The following is a 14,969-nucleotide window of genomic DNA, read 5'->3' on the forward strand; positions in this document are numbered from 1 at the left end:
GCACCCGTGGAAACCATCTGCCGACCGCCGTCCAGGGGTGCGGATGATTCGAGGAGTGAGACGGGGGATTCCCCGCACCCGTTCCCGACGGCACCCTGGAGACAGAAGGAACGTTCGAGCACCGTGGGGAAGGGGAACTGGTCCGGGAATGCGAGAGGTAAGTCAGCGAGCGACGCCGTTCGTACGGTTCCTGCGGCGTCATCGGGAACCCGCGGTGGTCCAGGCGTTCCGCTCCGCCGCGGCGGCGACGATCGCGTACGTCGTCGCCCTGCGGCTCAGCCCCGAGGCGGCTCCCCTCACCGCGCCCCTGACCGCACTGCTGGTCGTCCAGGTCACTCTGTTCGCCACGCTCACCAACAGCATCCGGCGGGTCAACTCGGTGGTCGCGGGCGTCCTGGTCGCCATCGCCTTCAGCCAGCTGGTCGGCCTGACCTGGTGGAGCCTCGCGCTGCTGATCGTCGCCTCGCTCGCGGTCGGGAACCTGGTCCGGGTCCACGAGTACGTGCCGGAGGTGGCGATCAGCGCCATGCTGGTGCTGGGCGTGACCACCGTCGGCGACACCGCCTGGGCGCGGATCGTGGAGACCCTGATCGGCGCGGTCGTCGGCCTCGCCATCAATCTGCTGCTGCCGCCCCCGGTGTGGATCGAGGAGGCGGGCGATTCGATCGAGGGACTGGCCCGCCGGCTGCGGCGGCTCATGCTGCGGGTCGGCGAGGAGGCGGCCGGCCGCCCGGCGTTCGAGGAGGCGGCCGCCCGGCTGCACGAGGCGCGCCGGCTCGACCACGACATCGTGGAGGTGGACGCGGCACTGCGGCAGGCCGAGGACAGTCTGCGGCTCAATCCGCGGGTCCGGGAGGGCCTGCTGCACCGGGTGGTGCTGCGCACCGGTCTGGACACCCTGGAGATCTGCACGGTCGTCCTGCGGGTCCTGGCGCGCACCTTGACCGACCTCGCCAAGGAGCGCGAACCCGATCCGCTGTTCCCGGAGGAGACCGGCGAGGTCGTCGAGCGGCTGCTGTCGGAGATCGCCGACGCGGTGGTCAGCTTCGCGGTACTGGTCACCACGCATGTCAGCCTCAACGCGGACGCCGCCGAGGCCCGGCTCACCGCGGAGCTGCGGCAGGCCGCGGCCACCCGTGACAAGCTCGCCCAGCTGCTGCTGGAGCGGCTCCAGCACGACGCCCGGCAGTGGCAGCTGCACGGCGCCCTGCTCACCGAGGTGAACCGGATGCTCGACGAGCTCGACACCGAGCACCGCTCGCGCCGGCTCCTGGAGGAACTGGACCGGGTCTCCGCCGAGCAGCGGGCGCGGATGCCACGGCTGACCCGGCTGCGCGAGCGCCTCGGCATCCAGGACGAACTGTGGCGGAACCGCACGGGGATCGGCGGGCGTTCTCTCTGAGGGAGCGCCGGGACGGGGCCGGCGCCGAAGGAGGGAGCACGCCTGTGGCCGGCACCACCGTACGGATCGACGGGGACACACTGAGGCTGCCGGGCGGGGTGGCCGTGCGGTTCATGCGGACCCTGCGACTGCCGGAGAGCGGTGAGCACGAGCTGCCGCCCGGGCTGGGGACGTTCCCGCTCCGCCGGGTCGCGGACCACCCCGACACCGTGCCCGCCGAGTGGCTGGCGCGCGGTGGCGTGATGCTGCCGGTGTATCTCCGCGAGGCGATGTGGCTGGGCTTCGCGGGCTCCACCCGGCCGGCGGCGCTCCAGGTCGGGGCGGGCAAGGTGTGCGCGGTCTCCGGCAAGCCGTGGAGCGACCGGCTCTCCCAGGACCCGCAGAACTACCTGGCGCTGCCGCGTCAGCCCTGGCTGGACGGCATCAACTCCGGCAAGGGCACGGTCCGCCAGTTCGTGGCGGTGCCGCTCGGCCTGGGCGCGACCGTGGAGGGCCAGGTCACCGGCGAGGAGGTGTGGGGCGGGGTGCAGCTCCAGTCCTTCCCGCTGACCGAGGAGAAGCGCGCGGAGTGGGAGGAGGCGCAGCGGGTCCTCTCGATGGAGACGCGGAGCGTGCGGTCCGTCGGGGGCGGGTACGGCGCGGCCCCCGGGGCGATGCCCCCGCAGGCGCCGATGCCCATGGCGGCCGCCGCGCCCGCGCCGGGCGGGGCGCCCCGGCCGCGCGCCGCCGCGATGGGGCTGGGCGTGGGCGGTTCGATGCGGCAGGAGGTGTACCGGGACACCCGCCCGGTCGCGGACTACACCCGCGAACCCGGCGCGCGGGTCTTCGTGCACCTGGTCACCCCGCCGGAGTGGCGGCGCATCACCGGCGAGGAGCCCCCGCCCTCCCCGGTGGACCGCGCCGCGTACACCAAGGCGGGCCTGCCGTGGTTCGACTACTACGACGAGGGTGCGCAGGACCTCCCGCCGGGCGACGCCCTGTCCGGGGTCGAGCCGGTCGGCGGGTGGCTCGGCGACGACCTGGACCCCTGGCAGCAGCCGGCGCCCGGCCAGGTACACCCGCTCAAGGACGCACCGGGGGCGCCGGTGCAGGACGGCGACTGGTAGCCGGGGCGGGTCCCGCTTTTGCGTTCGAGGGGCGTTCCGCGTCAAGGTGCTGGGGACGACGGGGGCGCGGGACGACCTGAGGTGCGCACGATGGGCAGTGGGACGGCAGGGGCGCGCGGCGGCTGGAGCAGGCGGCGGTTCGTCGCGGTGCTCGGCGGCGCGGCGGTGGCGCCGGCCGTGGCGGGCTGCGGCGGTGACGGCGACGGCTCGTCCGGGGCGGCGCGGGAGGCGCGGGAGCCCCAGGAGGCCGCGACGGCCCCGCGGTCGCCGCAGGCGTCGCCGTCCGCCGCCTCCGCCTCGGCCGAGCCCGCGCCGAGCCCGTCCGGGCCGCGGCCGCTCTATCTGGGCACCTACACCTCCGCCGAGGGCGGCGGCAGGGGCATCGGTGTCGCCTCGTACGACCCGTCCTCGGGCCGGATCACCGCCCGGGGCACCGTCACCGGCGTCCCCGACCCGTCGTACCTGGCGATCCACCCGGACGGCGGCACGCTGTACGCGGTGGACGAGCGGGCGAAGGGCACGGTGACCGCCGTACGGCCGGCCGACCGCGCGGTGCTGGGGAGCCGGGCGACGGGCGGGGCGCACCCGTGTCATCTCTCGGTGCATCCGAGCGGGCGGTGGCTGCTGAGCGCCGACTACGGCTCCGGCAGTGTGACCGTGCACCCGATCGGGTCCTCGGGGGCACTGGGCGAGCGCACCGCCCGGGTCACCCACACGCGTCCGGCGCCCGGGCCCGGGCAGCGGGGGCCGCACGCCCACCAGTTCCTGACGGCTCCGGACGGCGGGCACGTGCTGGCCGTGGACCTCGGCACGGACACGGTGTACAGCTACCGTCTCGACGAGCGCGAGGGCACGCTCACCGAGGTCGCGCAGGCGCACACCCGGCCGGGCGCGGGACCGCGCCACCTCACCTTCCATCCCGGCGGCCGGTACGCCTACCTCGCCGACGAGGGCGACGACACGGTCGCGGTCTGCGCCTACGACGCCGACGGCGGGCGGCTGACGATCGGCGCACCGCAGTCGACGGGCGCGAAGTCCGGCCCCAACTATCCGGCGCAGTTCGCGGTCACGCCGGACGGGGCGTACGCGTTCCTGGCCAACCGGGGCGACAACACCCTCGCCCGGTACGCGGTGGAGGCGGACGGGGCCCGGCTGCGGCTGCTCGGCACGGTCCCGGTGCACGGGGACTTCCCGCGGCAGATCGCCCTCTCGCCGGACGGCGGACTGCTGTTCGCGGCGAACCAGCGCTCCGGCACGGTCAGTGTCTTCGAGGTGGACGCCGGCAGCGGCCGACTGCGGCTCACGGGCGAGCCGTTCGCGTCACCCGTCGCCGTCTGTGCGCTGCCGCTGTAGGGGGCGCGGGCAGGACGCGGCGCTCGCCCGGGTGAGCAGGTCGTGCATCCGCTCGGTGAGCCGGCCGACGTCGTCGGCGGGCGCGTGGAAGGGCAGGCGTACGTCACCGTGGGCGCGGGCCCGTTCGATGCGGAGCGTCAGTCCGTGCCGGTCGACGGCGAGCGGCTGGACCCGTACGGCACCGTGCAGGCTCTCGTGCCGCACCAGGCGGGTGAGCCGCTCGACGGCGTCGGGGTGGGCGTCGGCGAGGTGGGTGAGCAGCTGGGCCTCGGCGGCGGCGAGGGGGTCGGGGCGGGCGTCGGCGAACTCGTCGCGGTCGACGACGATCGCTCCCCCGGCCTGTTTCAGGACGACCCGGGTGGCGCGGAAGACGAGGTGGTCGTCCTCGGGGGCGAACCAGCCGGCGAGCCAGAGCCGGCCCCGGATGCGGTGGCGCACGGGCACGGGCGCCACGTCGGCGAACTCCAGGACGGCGGACGGCTCGCCGCGGGGCGCGCAGAGGGCGGCCGTGCGCAGGGAGCTGTCGTCGGGCACATGGAGGCGCACCCGGCCGTCGTCGTCGACGGTGTGTGCGCCGAGGAACTCCTCGCGTCCGCCGTCGGCGGTCACCGCGCAGGACCATGCGGCGGCCAGCACCGACCGGGCCCGCTCGGCCGCACCGGGCACCGCCGTCCAGCAATGGCTGTCACCCATCCCAGACCTCCTTAGGTAAGCCTTGCCTAAGCTATCGGAGTTCGGGCCGTGCGCCAACCGGCACCGGTGACCTTTCGTGCCCCGCGTCAGCGCGCGAGGACCCCGAGCAGCGCCCGCGCACACAGGTCCCGCACCTGCTCCCGCGTCAGATCCGCCCCCCGCAGCCACTCCAGGCAGACGGCCGTGGTGAACGCCAGCCAGCCGCGCACCGCCAGCCGCACCTCGGCGCACTGCTCGAAGAGCGGACCGAACTCGGGGTCGGCACCGAGGGCGGCGAGGATCTGCTCCTCCTGCGCGGCGAGGGCCCGCCGGTAGACCCGGCGCACGGTCCGGTCACCCGCCGCGTCCGCACGGTGGAAGGCGCGGTAGCCGTGCGCGTGGGTCTCGACGTACTCCAGATACGTGTCGAGGCCCGCGGTGAGCTGCTCACGGACCGGGATGCCCGGCACCGCCGCGGTCATCCGCAGCATCCGCTCGCTCTCGCACTCGACGACCGCCGCGAAGAAGTCCCGCTTGGTCGGGAAGTAGTGGTAGAGCAGCCCGCGCGAGACCCCGGCGATCCCGGCGACCCGCTCGATGCGGACCTCGTCGTAAGGACTCTCCGAGAACAGGCACGCGCCCACCGACAGGAGTTGCTCCCTGCGCTCCTCGGTGCTGAGTCGACGCCGGGTGCGCTCCTCGGGGTTCGCGGCCATGCCCGCACCTTACTTGACGCCGGTTCAACGACGGGACCAGACTGGACGCGCTATTGAACCCACGTACAACAGCTCCAACCTGCCGCTGGTCAAAGGGAGATCGAGGGAGAGCGCGTCATGGCGGAGACGGTGTCGACGACCGGGGACGTCCTGCCCAAGGGGTTCCGCAGCGCGGAGCTGGGCTGGCCCGCGCTGCGGCGCATTCCGCATCCCCCGTACCGGATCCCGCTGCTCGGCGACCTCCTCGGCGCCAGCCGGCACACTCCCCTGCAGGACTCCGTGCGCTACGCCCGGCAGCTCGGCCCGATCTTCCGGCGCAAGGCGTTCGGCCGGGAGTTCGTGTTCGTGGGGGGCGCGGAGCTGGCCGCCGACCTGGCGGACGAGACGCGGTTCGCCAAACACGTGGGGCTGGGCATCGCCAACCTGCGGCCGGTGGTCGGGGACGCGCTGTTCACGGCGTACAACCACGAGCCGAACTGGCAGCTCGCGCACGACGTCCTGGCGCCCGGGTTCAGCCGGGAGGCCATGGCGGCCTACCACCCGATGATGCTGGACGTGGCCGAGCGGCTCACCGCCCGCTGGGACCGGGAGGCCGCCGCCGGACGAGCGGTCGACGTGCCCGGGGACATGACCAAGCTGACCCTGGAGACGATCGCGCGCACCGGGTTCGGGCACGACTTCGGCTCGTTCGAGCGGGACCGCCCGCATCCCTTCGTGACCGCGATGGTCGGCACCCTCACCTACGCCCAGCGACTCAACACCCTGCCGTTCCCGGGGCTGTCGAAGGGCGCCGCCCGGCAGAACGAGGCCCACATCGCCCACCTGGACCGTACCGTCGACGCGCTGGTGCGGCAGCGGCGCGCGGGAGGCGGCGGGCAGGGGGACCTGCTCGACCGGATGCTCGACACCACGCACCCCGTGACCGGTGAGCGGCTGTCCGACGAGAACGTACGGCGGCAGGTCATCACCTTCCTCGTGGCGGGCCACGAGACCACCTCCGGCGCGCTCTCCTTCGCCCTGCACTACCTCTCCCTGAACCCGCGCATCGCCGCCCGGGCCCGGGCCGAGGTGGACCGGGTGTGGGGCGGGACGCAGATGCCGGGGTACGACCAGGTGGCGAAGCTGCGGTACGTGCGCCGCGTCCTCGACGAGGCGCTGCGGCTGTGGCCGACGGCGCCCGGATTCGCCCGGGAGGCCCGCGAGGACACGGTGCTGGGCGGGGAGCACCCGATGCGGCGGGGCGCCTGGGCGCTGATCCTGACGGCGATGCTGCACCGGGACCCCGAGGTGTGGGGCGAGGACGCCGAGCGCTTCGACCCGGACCGCTTCGACGCCGCGGCCGTCCGGGGGCGCGCCCCGCACACCTTCAAACCGTTCGGCACGGGAGCCCGCGCCTGCATCGGCCGGCAGTTCGCCCTGCACGAGGCCACCCTCGTCCTCGGCCTCCTCCTGCGCCGCTACGACCTGCGCCCCGACCCGGCGTACCGGCTGCGGGTCACGGAACGGCTGACGCTGATGCCGGAGGGGCTGCGGATGGGCCTGGAGCGGCGTACGGCGGCCGCGGCACCGCAGGAGCCGGCGGCGGTGCCGGCTCCGGAGCAGGATGTCTCAGCTCCCCGCTGTCCAGTGCAGCGGGCGGGTGACTGAGCCCGGCAGCCGGGTGCCGGCGCCGCCCCGGGCCGCGGTCACCTGGGGCTGGGTGAGGAAGAAGGCGCCGGTCAGGTCGGCGTCGGTGAGATCGGTGTCCCGCAGGTCGGCCCCGATCAGGTCCGCGCCGCGCAGATCGGCGCCGGTGAGGTCGGCGGCGATCAGACAGGCCCCGCGCAGGTTCGCCCCGTGCAGATCGGCGCCCTTGAGGCGGGCGCCCATCAGATCGGCGCCCCGGCGGTCCTTCCCGCGGCCGCGGACGCCGGCGCGGGCCAGTTCGCTGGTTTTCAGCAGCAGGACGTTGACCTCCGCGCGGTGGGCCGGGACGTCCAGGGCGGCCAGTTCCCCGGGGGTTCCCCGGGTGAGCGCCTCGGTCCGCTCCAGGGCCCGGCGCAGCTCCGGGTGGACCGGGCGGGCGGCGGGCAGGCCGAGTGCCTCGGTGAGGTACCAGAGCAGCTCATGGAGCTGGCGGACCACCGGGAACACCTCGAACACCGCCCGGGCGTGCTCGGCCGGGGCGCCCCGCCAGTCCTGCCCGCCGAAGGTCACCTGGGAGACCTTCTGGCCGGCGCCGAAGCAGTCGTAGACCGTGCAGCCGGTGAAGCCCTTCTGCCGCAGCCGGTCGTGGATACCGCAGCGGTGGTCCGCCGCCAGGTGGAGGCAGGGCCGCCCCGCGGGCTTGTCCAGCGCGAAGTCGGCCGAGCGGGCGAAGGGCAGCGCCACGCAGCACAGGCCGAAGCAGTTCGCGCAGTCGCCGCGCAGTCCGTCCCGGTCCACCGTCCTGTCCCCCGTCCTGTCTCGCGTCTTCTCGTGCATGCCCTCCACCCTACTGATCTGCGCTCACACGCCGTCCGGCACCTCCAGGGCGGCCACCCGCTCCGGGTCGGCCAGGATGTGCAGGCCGACGATCCGGCCGTCGGCGACGGTGATGCCCATGACCGAACGCACCTCGCCCTCGGGCCCGTTGAGGATGCCGACCGCACCGCCCACCAGCGCCAGCCGCCCGGCCGGCGCGAACTGCCGGAAGAGGATGGCCTGTTCGGCCACCGCCTTGGCACCCTGCACGATCTTGGAGGCCGCCGCGCCGCGCACCAGCGCCCCGGAGTCGGCCCGCAGCACCACATCGGGATGGAGGACGGAGACCAGCGCCTCGAAGTCCCCGGCGCGGGCGGCGGCCAGGAACGCGGAGACCACCTCGCGCTGCCGGCCGAGGTCCGGCTCCGCCGTCGGTGCGGCCCCCTGGACCCGGCGGCGGGCCCGGCTGGCGAGCTGCCGGGTCGCGGCCGGGGTGCGCTCGACGATCGGCGCGATGTCGTCGAAGGGCACGGCGAACATGTCGTGCAGCACGAACGCGAGCCGCTCGTCGGGGTCCAGGGTCTCCAGCACGATCAACAGGGCGAGACCGACCTCGTCGGCCCGGAGAACCTCCTGCTCGGGGTCGGTCCGGGACAGGGGCGCGATCACCGGGTCGGGGACGAAGGCGGCGTACCCCGCGGCCCCCGCGGTCCCCTCGGGGAGGTGTCCTTCGTCCATCGGCAGTTCACGGCGGGCGGCGCGCGAGCGCAGCAGGTCCAGACAGACCCGGCCGGTCACGGTGGTCAGCCAGCCGCCCAGGTTGCGCACCTCGTGGACGTCGCTGCGGGCGAGTCTGAGCCAGGCCTCCTGCACCGCGTCCTCGGCCTCGGCGAGCGAGCCGAGCATGCGGTAGGCGACGGCCTTGAGATGGGCGCGGTGCTCCTCGAAGCGTTGTGCGAGGACATCGGTGTCGGTCATGGCGCCACTCCCCCTGGGCGTCGGTCTCACGGCACTAGCGGTTGAACAGTTCGAAGGCGACCGCGGGGCGGCCGCCGAAGCGCTCCCCGACGGAGTGCGCCACCCCGGTCAGGAAGTTCCGTACATACGTCTCCGGGTCGTCGTCGGTGAGGGCCTCCAGGTAGGCGCGGTGTTCGAGCAGCGAGCTCACCGCCCGCTCCAGGCCCGCCGAGGCGTCCACGGCGTGGGTGGGCGTGGCGGAGCCGGCGACCGCGACCCAGCGCACGCCGTTCCAGGGGTCGAGTCCCTGTTCGGCCAGCTCGGGGAAGATCCAGCGGTTGCCGGCGTCCGCGGCGGCGTCCAGCGTGGCCCGGCCCACCGCGACATGGTCGGGCGTGTTCCAGGCGACGCCGCCCCAGGTGTCCCGGTGGTTGAGGGTGATGACCAGCTCGGGGCGGTGTCTGCGGATCGCGGCGGCGATGTCGCGGCGCAGGGCCGGGCCGTACTCGATCACTCCGTCGTGGTGGTCGAGGAACTCCACGGCGGTGACGCCCACGACGGCCGCGCTCGCCCGCTGCTCCCGCTCCCGCAGCGGGCCGCACTCGGCGGGCGCGATGGTGTCGATGCCCGCCTCGCCGCGGGTCGCCAGGACGTAGGCGATCTCGCGGCCGGCGTCGGTCCAGGCGGCGACGGCCGCCGAGCAGCCGTACTCCAGGTCGTCCGGGTGCGCCACGACGGCCAGGGCCCGCCGCCAGTCCTCGGGCATGGGCTGGAGCTGGGGGATCGTCGGCACGGTCATGCCCGAAGACTAATCGGTGACACCGACATCACGCTTCGTCACGGACGAGGGCCAGCAGCCGGTCCAGGACGCGGGGGCCGCCGGCCCGGACGCCGTCGTGCTCGAACTCGTCGGTGACCCAGGTGCGCAGCCCGCGGATCGCGCGGGCGGTGCGCAGGGAGTGGGCGGTGTCGACGTACAGGTCGTCGTGGTAGATCGCGGCCGCCACCGGGACCTCGTTGACGGCGAGGCGGGCGGGGTCGTAGAGGGGCGTCCAGTCGGTGCGGGCGGCGAGGAGGTCGGCGGTCTCCCGCAGCGGACGCAGCGCGGGGTCGGTGTCGAACATCCAGGGGTGGATCGTTTCGCCGGTGAGCAGCAGCGGTCCGTCGCCGGTGAGCGTCTTCGCGGCGTCGAACTGCGGGAACTCGGCGCGCACCCGCTCCGCCGACCAGGCGGTGGGGCGGGCGTCCTGGCCGTAGATCGCCTCATGGACGAGGGCGTAGAGGGGATGCCCGGCGAAGGAGAGCTGGCCGCGGAGCTGCTCCTGGAAGGCGTCGGAGAGCGCGGGGCCCTGCGGGGTGGGGACGAAGGTGTCCTCGAGGAGGTGGTGCAGCCGGTGGCTGCCGTCACCGGTGCCGAGCAGGATGCCGAGGGTCTGGAACGCCTCCACCGTCAGCAGGTGGCCGCCGGGGAGGGTGACCTCGTGCTGGAGGAGGTGGTCGGCGATCCGGCGGACCCGCTCGACGTCCTGCGGGTAGCGGGCGTAGTGCGCGGCGTTCTTGCGCTCCATGCGCGGGTAGGCGGCGCGGTAGACGTCGTCGGCGTGGGCGTCCAGGGCGGGCAGACCACCGGTGATCAGGGCGGCGGCCAGGCCCTCGGGGGCGAGGGAGAGATAGCTGACCGTGCAGAAGCCGCCGAAGCTCTGGCCGAGGACGGTCCAGGGGGCACCGCCGGTGACCTCGCGGCGGACGGCCTCGCAGTCGCGGACGATCGAGTCGGCGCGGAAGTGCGTGAGGTAGTCGGCCTGGGCGGCCGGACCGCCGCGCAGCGGGAGGGTCTGGCGGTTGGCGGGTGTGGAGGCGCCGGTGCCCCGCTGGTCCAGCAGGAGGACGCGGTACTCCTTGAGGGCGCGGCCGAGCCAGGCCGGTCTGCCGACGAAACGGTTGGCGCCGAATCCGGGGCCGCCCTGGAGGTAGAGCAGCCAGGGCAGGTCCTGGCCGGCCTTCTCGCTCGCGACGGCCTCACGGGCGTACAGCTCGATCGTCTCCCCCGCCGGGTCGGCGTGGTCGAGCGGGACGGTGAAACGGCGGTCGGTGAGTACGACGCCGGGCTGGCGGTAGCTGAGGGGCAACAGGGGTCTCCTGGGACGCTCGGTGTACGGGCCGCGTCCCAGTTGAGCACATGTCCGGGCGGGCGTGGCGGCCGGGGATCACGAGCGGCTACTGAACGGCGGCTCAGCGGGCCGGTTCCGTGCCGGGGTGTTTCAGCGCGCCGAGAGACTGGAGCGGCGTACCACCAGCTCGGGCTGGAGCACGACCCTGCGGTGCTCGTGCCGTCTGCCGGTGTCCTCCTCGGTCTCCTCCAGCAGCATCTCGGCGGCCAGGGCACCCATGGTGACGGCGGGCTGGCGGACCGAGGTGAGCGGGACGGCCGCGGCGGCGGCGAACTCGATGTCGTCGTAGCCGACGATGGCGAGGTCGTCGGGGACCCCGACGCCGGCCGCGTACATGGCCTGGAGCACGCCGAGGGCGAGCAGGTCGTTGGCGCAGAACACGGCCGTGGGGCGGTCGGCGAGTCCGAGCAGCCGGGCACCGGCGTCCCGTCCGGCGGCCACGTCGAGCCGCTCGGTGGGCAGCTCGCGCAGGCGGTCGGGGCCGAGGCCGGCCTCGGCGAGCGCGTTCAGGGCGCCGGTGCGGCGGTCCCGGACCTGGTTGAAGCCGGGCGGTCCGCTGACGTACGCGAGGGAGCGGTGCCCGGCGTCTATGAGGTGCCGTACGGCGAGCGCGCCGCCCGCGACGTCGTCCACGGACACCGAGCACTCGGTGGTGCCCTCGGAGACCCGGTCGACCAGCACGAACGGGATGCCGTGGCGGCGGAAGGACTCGATGTTGCGGCCGGTCGCGTCGGCGGGGGTGAGCAGCACGCCCCGCACCCGCTGCTCGGCGAAGAGGGAGAGGTACTCGGCCTCCTCGCCGACGCTCTCGGCGCTGTTGCAGACCATCACGCCGAGCCCGGCGTCGCGGGCGGCCCGCTCGGCGCCGCGCGCGACGTCCACGAAGAACGGGTTGCCCATGTCGAGGACGAGCAGCCCCATGATCCGGGACCGCCCGGCCCTGAGCTGGCGCGCGGACTCGCTGCGGACGTATCCGAGCCGGTCGATCGCGGACAGCACACGGGCCCGGGTCTCCGTGGCGACGGTGTCCGGACGGTTGATGACGTTGGAGACGGTACCGACGGAGACTCCGGCGGCTCGGGCGACGTCCTTGATACCCACCGGCTGGGCCATCAGGCGGGGACCTCCACGTGAACGGGGTACGGCGGGACGGGCCTCACATTACCGTCACGCCGCCCCCTGGCCGTTCCTGTCATGCGGGCAGTGCGAAGTCGACGACGTGGAGCGCCGACGGGGTGGTCCCGCTCGACTTCTCCTGGTACATGAACGACAGCGTGTTGTCGGCCTTGACGCGCAGCTCGTCGATGACGACCTCACCGAAGGCGTTCAGTCCGCTGCCGTCGAAGAGCACGGTCCAGTCGGTGTAGCCGGAGGACTTCGAGGCGCCGGCGATCCGCCCGAACGGGAAGACGGCGTAGGCGTTGTCGTACTTGTCCAGGACCAGCTTGGTGCGCTGGCTGGAGCCGAGGACGACGGGGATCTCCGTCTTCTGCCAGGTGCCCGAGGCGTTCTTGCGGACGTGGAAGGCGCGGCCGTTGGCGGTGCGGTCGCTGACGTAGTTGGTGGTGCACTGGCCGAAGCGGCCGGGGACGTAGCTGATGATCGCGTGGGGCAGGCCGGCGGAGTCGGTGGCCTGGCTCTCCTGGTTCATCAGGGAGTGGTCGGGGTTGAGCGGGTCGACGACCAGCCCCGGGTCGGTGACGGCGACCGTGTCCGAGGTGCCGGTGGTGCCCACGAGCGTGCCCGCGTTGTTGCGCCAGGTCCGTCCGCGGTCGTCGGAGTAGACGTAGCCGGTGTCGTGGTTGGTGATGCCGCCGCTGCTGCACATGACGGCCGCGGACTGCTCGCGCCAGGTGAAGAAGGAGTGGAGCCGTCCGTTGACGTCGTAGTCGATGCCGTGCAGGTACATGTTGCGGGCGGTGGAGGAGCCGTGCGAGCTGGTGTACGTGCCGGTGGAGCCGGACCACTCCCCGAGCGCGGTCCAGGACGAACCGTCGTACTCGGCGAGGGCGTTGCGCCCGTTGCCGGAGATCCCTACCCGGTAGCTGAGCTGGAGTCGGCCCTCCGGCGTGGAGATGAACTGCGGGTAGGTGAACTGCGAGGTGAGCGCGAGCCCGTCGAGGCTGGTCTGCACGGCGCCGAAGACGGACGAGGTCCAGGACGTGGCGGCCGGGTTGTCCAGGAGTCCGGCGACCGACTTCACGTAGAAGAAGCCGTCGCTGTGGGAGTCCATGTTGAGGTGGAGCCGCCCGTCGGCCCTGGAGACGCCCATGGAGATGACGTTGTGGGAGTCGCTGGCCTTGAGGACGTGGGAGAGGGTGACGGTCGACCAGGAGGTGCCGCCGAGGACGCGGCGGCCGACGACCGCGTTGCCGGTGGAGGTGTACCAGGCCGCGTACTGGTAGCCCTTGTAGGTCAACAGACCGTTCTTCTGGAAGGAGTTGTTGTTGACGAGGCCGTCGTAGGACACGAAGAAGATCGCGCTCGCGTCGAGCCGTGTGCTGCCCTTGCCGGTCACGGACGGGCCGGGGTCGGCGGCGCGGGCGGTGCCGGAGGCGAGCAGGGGGGTCGCCGCGGCGCTCGCGAGGGCGCCGGCCAGCAGGGTGCGTCGTCTCATCTCGGGGGACTCCATTGTCGTACGAGAGCGGGTGGTACGGGGTGGTGTCAGGCGAGGTGGAACACTTCGGTGAGGGGTTTCATGGCCTCGTCGGGCCGGGCGCCGTCGAGGGACTCGAAGAACGGTGCCATCTCGGCCTGCCAGCGGGCGTTGACCTCGGCGGCCGCCATCCCGGCCTGGGCGGCGGCGAAGTCCTCGGTCTCCAGGTAGCCGACGAGCAGGCCGTCGTCCCTGAGGAAGAGGCTGTAGTTGTGCCACCCGGTGGCCGAGAGAGCCTCGAGCATCTCCGGCCACACGGCGGCATGCCGTTCGCGGTACTCGGCGAGACGGTCCTGACGGACCTTGAGCAGGAAACAGACGCGCTGCATGGAAGTACCGCTCCCGGTGGGTGGGGGGACTGGGGCGTGGGGATCAGAAGTTGAACTGGTCGATGTTCTTGGCGTCGAACACGGTCGGCTTGCCGAGGCTGATCACACCGTCCTTGCCGATGGTGTACGACGTCCCGCCGGCTGTGAAGGTCTCGCCCTCCTTGCCGGTGATCTGGCCGGAGGCCAGCGCCACGGCGGTCTGCGCGGCGAGGGCGCCGAGCTTGGCCGGGTCCCACAGCTCGAAGCCGTCGACGGTGCCGTTCTTGACGTACTTGCGCATGTCGTTGGGGGTGCCGAGGCCGGTCAGCTTGACCTTGCCCTTGTACTTGGAGCCCGAGAGGTACTGGGCCGCGGCCTTGATGCCGACGGTGGTCGGGGAGATGATCCCCTTCAGGTTCGGGTACTCCTGGAGGAGGCCCTGGGTCTGCTGGAAGGACTGCTGGGCGTCGTCGTTGCCGTACGCGACCTTGACGAGCTTGATGTCCTTGTACTTGGCGTCCTTGAGTTCGTCCTTCATGAACTCGATCCAGGTGTTCTGGTTGGTCGCGGTCTGCGCGGCGGACAGGATAGCGATCTCGCCCTTGTAGCCGATCTGCTCGGCGAGCAGCTGCACCTCGGTGCGGCCGAGGTCCTCGGCGGAGGCCTGCGAGACGAAGGCGTTGCGGCACTCGGGGTTGGTGTCGGAGTCGTAGGTGACGACCTTGATCTTGTTGCTCATGGCCTGCTTGAGCGCGGTGCACAGGGCACCCGGGTCCTGTGCGGAGACGGCGATCGCGTCGACCTGCTGCTGGGTCAGGGTGTTGACGTACGACACCTGTCCCGAGGTGTCGGTCGCGCTGGAGGGACCGACCTCCTTGTAGTTCGAGCCCAGCTCCTTCAGCGCGGCCTCGCCGCCCTTGTCCGCGGAGGTGAAGTACGGGTTGTTGACCTGCTTCGGCAGGAAGCCGACGGTCAGCCCCTTCTTGGTGGCGGCGTTCGGGTCGGCCTTGCCGGTGGCGGCCGCGGAGGCGCCTTCGCTCTTCACGTCCTCCTTGGTGGTGCCCCCGCAGGCGGTGGCGGCGAGGGAGAGCGAGGAGACGACGGCGAGGGCGGCACAGGCACGCCGAAGGGATGACTTGCGCATGAGGGTTCCTTTGGGAGAGAGGGTGAGAGGAGAGCCTTGAGG

14 protein-coding genes are annotated in these 14,969 nt (G+C 73.0%); 4 read left to right on the forward strand and 10 right to left on the reverse strand.

Annotated features, from left to right (window positions below):
• Positions 1 to 148 precede the first annotated feature (148 nt).
• The 3 genes from U5640_RS03185 to U5640_RS03195 all read left to right on the forward strand — a co-directional run bounded on the left by U5640_RS03185 (position 149) and on the right by U5640_RS03195 (position 3,861).
• A complete protein-coding gene (locus U5640_RS03185) occupies positions 149 to 1,402 on the forward strand; it encodes an FUSC family protein (RefSeq protein WP_340374272.1) in 1,254 nt (417 codons plus the stop codon).
• Positions 1,403 to 1,446: 44 nt separating this feature from the next.
• A complete protein-coding gene (locus U5640_RS03190) occupies positions 1,447 to 2,508 on the forward strand; it encodes a hypothetical protein (protein WP_340374273.1) in 1,062 nt (353 codons plus the stop codon).
• A 90-nt stretch (positions 2,509 to 2,598) separates the two neighbouring features.
• Positions 2,599 to 3,861: a lactonase family protein gene (locus U5640_RS03195; protein WP_340374274.1), complete on the forward strand. Its 1,263-nt coding sequence runs from the start codon at positions 2,599 to 2,601 to the stop codon at positions 3,859 to 3,861.
• Here the strand turns inward: U5640_RS03195 and U5640_RS03200 are convergent.
• The gene (locus U5640_RS03200; RefSeq protein ID WP_340374275.1) at positions 3,829 to 4,554 is read right to left on the reverse strand and encodes a DUF2470 domain-containing protein; all 726 of its coding nucleotides are present in this window, start codon (positions 4,552 to 4,554) and stop codon (positions 3,829 to 3,831) included. The two genes, U5640_RS03195 and U5640_RS03200, sit on opposite strands and share 33 nt — an antisense overlap.
• 86 nt (positions 4,555 to 4,640) lie before the next feature.
• A complete protein-coding gene (locus U5640_RS03205) occupies positions 4,641 to 5,249 on the reverse strand; it encodes a TetR/AcrR family transcriptional regulator (protein WP_340374276.1) in 609 nt (202 codons plus the stop codon).
• 117 nt (positions 5,250 to 5,366) lie between these two features.
• Between U5640_RS03205 and U5640_RS03210 the strand changes: the two genes are divergently transcribed.
• The gene (locus tag U5640_RS03210) at positions 5,367 to 6,896 is read left to right on the forward strand and encodes a cytochrome P450 (RefSeq protein WP_340374277.1); all 1,530 of its coding nucleotides are present in this window, start codon (positions 5,367 to 5,369) and stop codon (positions 6,894 to 6,896) included.
• On the opposite strand, the gene U5640_RS03215 is transcribed toward U5640_RS03210, so the two are convergent.
• The 8 genes from U5640_RS03215 to rhaS form a co-directional block, all read right to left on the reverse strand.
• On the reverse strand, positions 6,858 to 7,712 hold the full coding sequence (locus tag U5640_RS03215; RefSeq protein ID WP_340374278.1) for a pentapeptide repeat-containing protein: 855 nt from the start codon (positions 7,710 to 7,712) through the stop codon (positions 6,858 to 6,860). The genes U5640_RS03210 and U5640_RS03215 overlap by 39 nt on opposite strands.
• A gap of 24 nt (positions 7,713 to 7,736) precedes the next feature.
• Positions 7,737 to 8,669: a sigma-70 family RNA polymerase sigma factor gene (locus U5640_RS03220; RefSeq protein WP_340374279.1), complete on the reverse strand. Its 933-nt coding sequence runs from the start codon at positions 8,667 to 8,669 to the stop codon at positions 7,737 to 7,739.
• Between the two features lie 34 nt (positions 8,670 to 8,703).
• On the reverse strand, positions 8,704 to 9,447 hold the full coding sequence (locus tag U5640_RS03225) for a PIG-L deacetylase family protein (protein WP_340374280.1): 744 nt from the start codon (positions 9,445 to 9,447) through the stop codon (positions 8,704 to 8,706).
• A gap of 28 nt (positions 9,448 to 9,475) precedes the next feature.
• A complete protein-coding gene (locus U5640_RS03230; protein WP_340374281.1) occupies positions 9,476 to 10,777 on the reverse strand; it encodes an alpha/beta fold hydrolase in 1,302 nt (433 codons plus the stop codon).
• 132 nt (positions 10,778 to 10,909) lie between these two features.
• Positions 10,910 to 11,932: a LacI family DNA-binding transcriptional regulator gene (locus tag U5640_RS03235; protein ID WP_067254620.1), complete on the reverse strand. Its 1,023-nt coding sequence runs from the start codon at positions 11,930 to 11,932 to the stop codon at positions 10,910 to 10,912.
• A gap of 79 nt (positions 11,933 to 12,011) precedes the next feature.
• On the reverse strand, positions 12,012 to 13,436 hold the full coding sequence (locus U5640_RS03240) for a BNR repeat-containing protein (RefSeq protein WP_340374282.1): 1,425 nt from the start codon (positions 13,434 to 13,436) through the stop codon (positions 12,012 to 12,014).
• A gap of 47 nt (positions 13,437 to 13,483) precedes the next feature.
• Positions 13,484 to 13,804, reverse strand: a complete 321-nt coding sequence (locus U5640_RS03245) for an L-rhamnose mutarotase (RefSeq protein WP_340374283.1) — start codon at positions 13,802 to 13,804, stop codon at positions 13,484 to 13,486.
• 43 nt (positions 13,805 to 13,847) lie between these two features.
• Complete coding sequence (gene rhaS / locus U5640_RS03250) at positions 13,848 to 14,927, reverse strand: rhamnose ABC transporter substrate-binding protein (protein WP_340374284.1); 1,080 nt, start codon at positions 14,925 to 14,927, stop codon at positions 13,848 to 13,850.
• Positions 14,928 to 14,969 lie beyond the last annotated feature (42 nt).

It is taken from the genome of Streptomyces sp. SS7 (genome assembly GCF_037993025.1).
Lineage (GTDB): Bacteria > Actinomycetota > Actinomycetes > Streptomycetales > Streptomycetaceae > Streptomyces.

What these genes read in the sequence shown, in the direction of transcription:
- U5640_RS03185 (WP_340374272.1), top strand. Translation starts at nt 149, where the DNA reads ATGCGAGAGGTAAGTCAGCGAGCGACGCCGTTCGTACGGTTCCTGCGG.
- U5640_RS03195 (WP_340374274.1), top strand. Translation starts at nt 2,599, where the DNA reads ATGGGCAGTGGGACGGCAGGGGCGCGCGGCGGCTGGAGCAGGCGGCGG.
- U5640_RS03200 (WP_340374275.1), bottom strand. Translation starts at nt 4,554, where the DNA reads ATGGGTGACAGCCATTGCTGGACGGCGGTGCCCGGTGCGGCCGAGCGG.
- U5640_RS03205 (WP_340374276.1), bottom strand. Translation starts at nt 5,249, where the DNA reads ATGGCCGCGAACCCCGAGGAGCGCACCCGGCGTCGACTCAGCACCGAG.
- U5640_RS03210 (WP_340374277.1), top strand. Translation starts at nt 5,367, where the DNA reads ATGGCGGAGACGGTGTCGACGACCGGGGACGTCCTGCCCAAGGGGTTC.
- U5640_RS03215 (WP_340374278.1), bottom strand. Translation starts at nt 7,712, where the DNA reads ATGCACGAGAAGACGCGAGACAGGACGGGGGACAGGACGGTGGACCGG.
- U5640_RS03220 (WP_340374279.1), bottom strand. Translation starts at nt 8,669, where the DNA reads ATGACCGACACCGATGTCCTCGCACAACGCTTCGAGGAGCACCGCGCC.
- U5640_RS03225 (WP_340374280.1), bottom strand. Translation starts at nt 9,447, where the DNA reads ATGACCGTGCCGACGATCCCCCAGCTCCAGCCCATGCCCGAGGACTGG.
- U5640_RS03235 (WP_067254620.1), bottom strand. Translation starts at nt 11,932, where the DNA reads ATGGCCCAGCCGGTGGGTATCAAGGACGTCGCCCGAGCCGCCGGAGTC.
- U5640_RS03240 (WP_340374282.1), bottom strand. Translation starts at nt 13,436, where the DNA reads ATGAGACGACGCACCCTGCTGGCCGGCGCCCTCGCGAGCGCCGCGGCG.
- U5640_RS03245 (WP_340374283.1), bottom strand. Translation starts at nt 13,804, where the DNA reads ATGCAGCGCGTCTGTTTCCTGCTCAAGGTCCGTCAGGACCGTCTCGCC.
- rhaS (WP_340374284.1), bottom strand. Translation starts at nt 14,927, where the DNA reads ATGCGCAAGTCATCCCTTCGGCGTGCCTGTGCCGCCCTCGCCGTCGTC.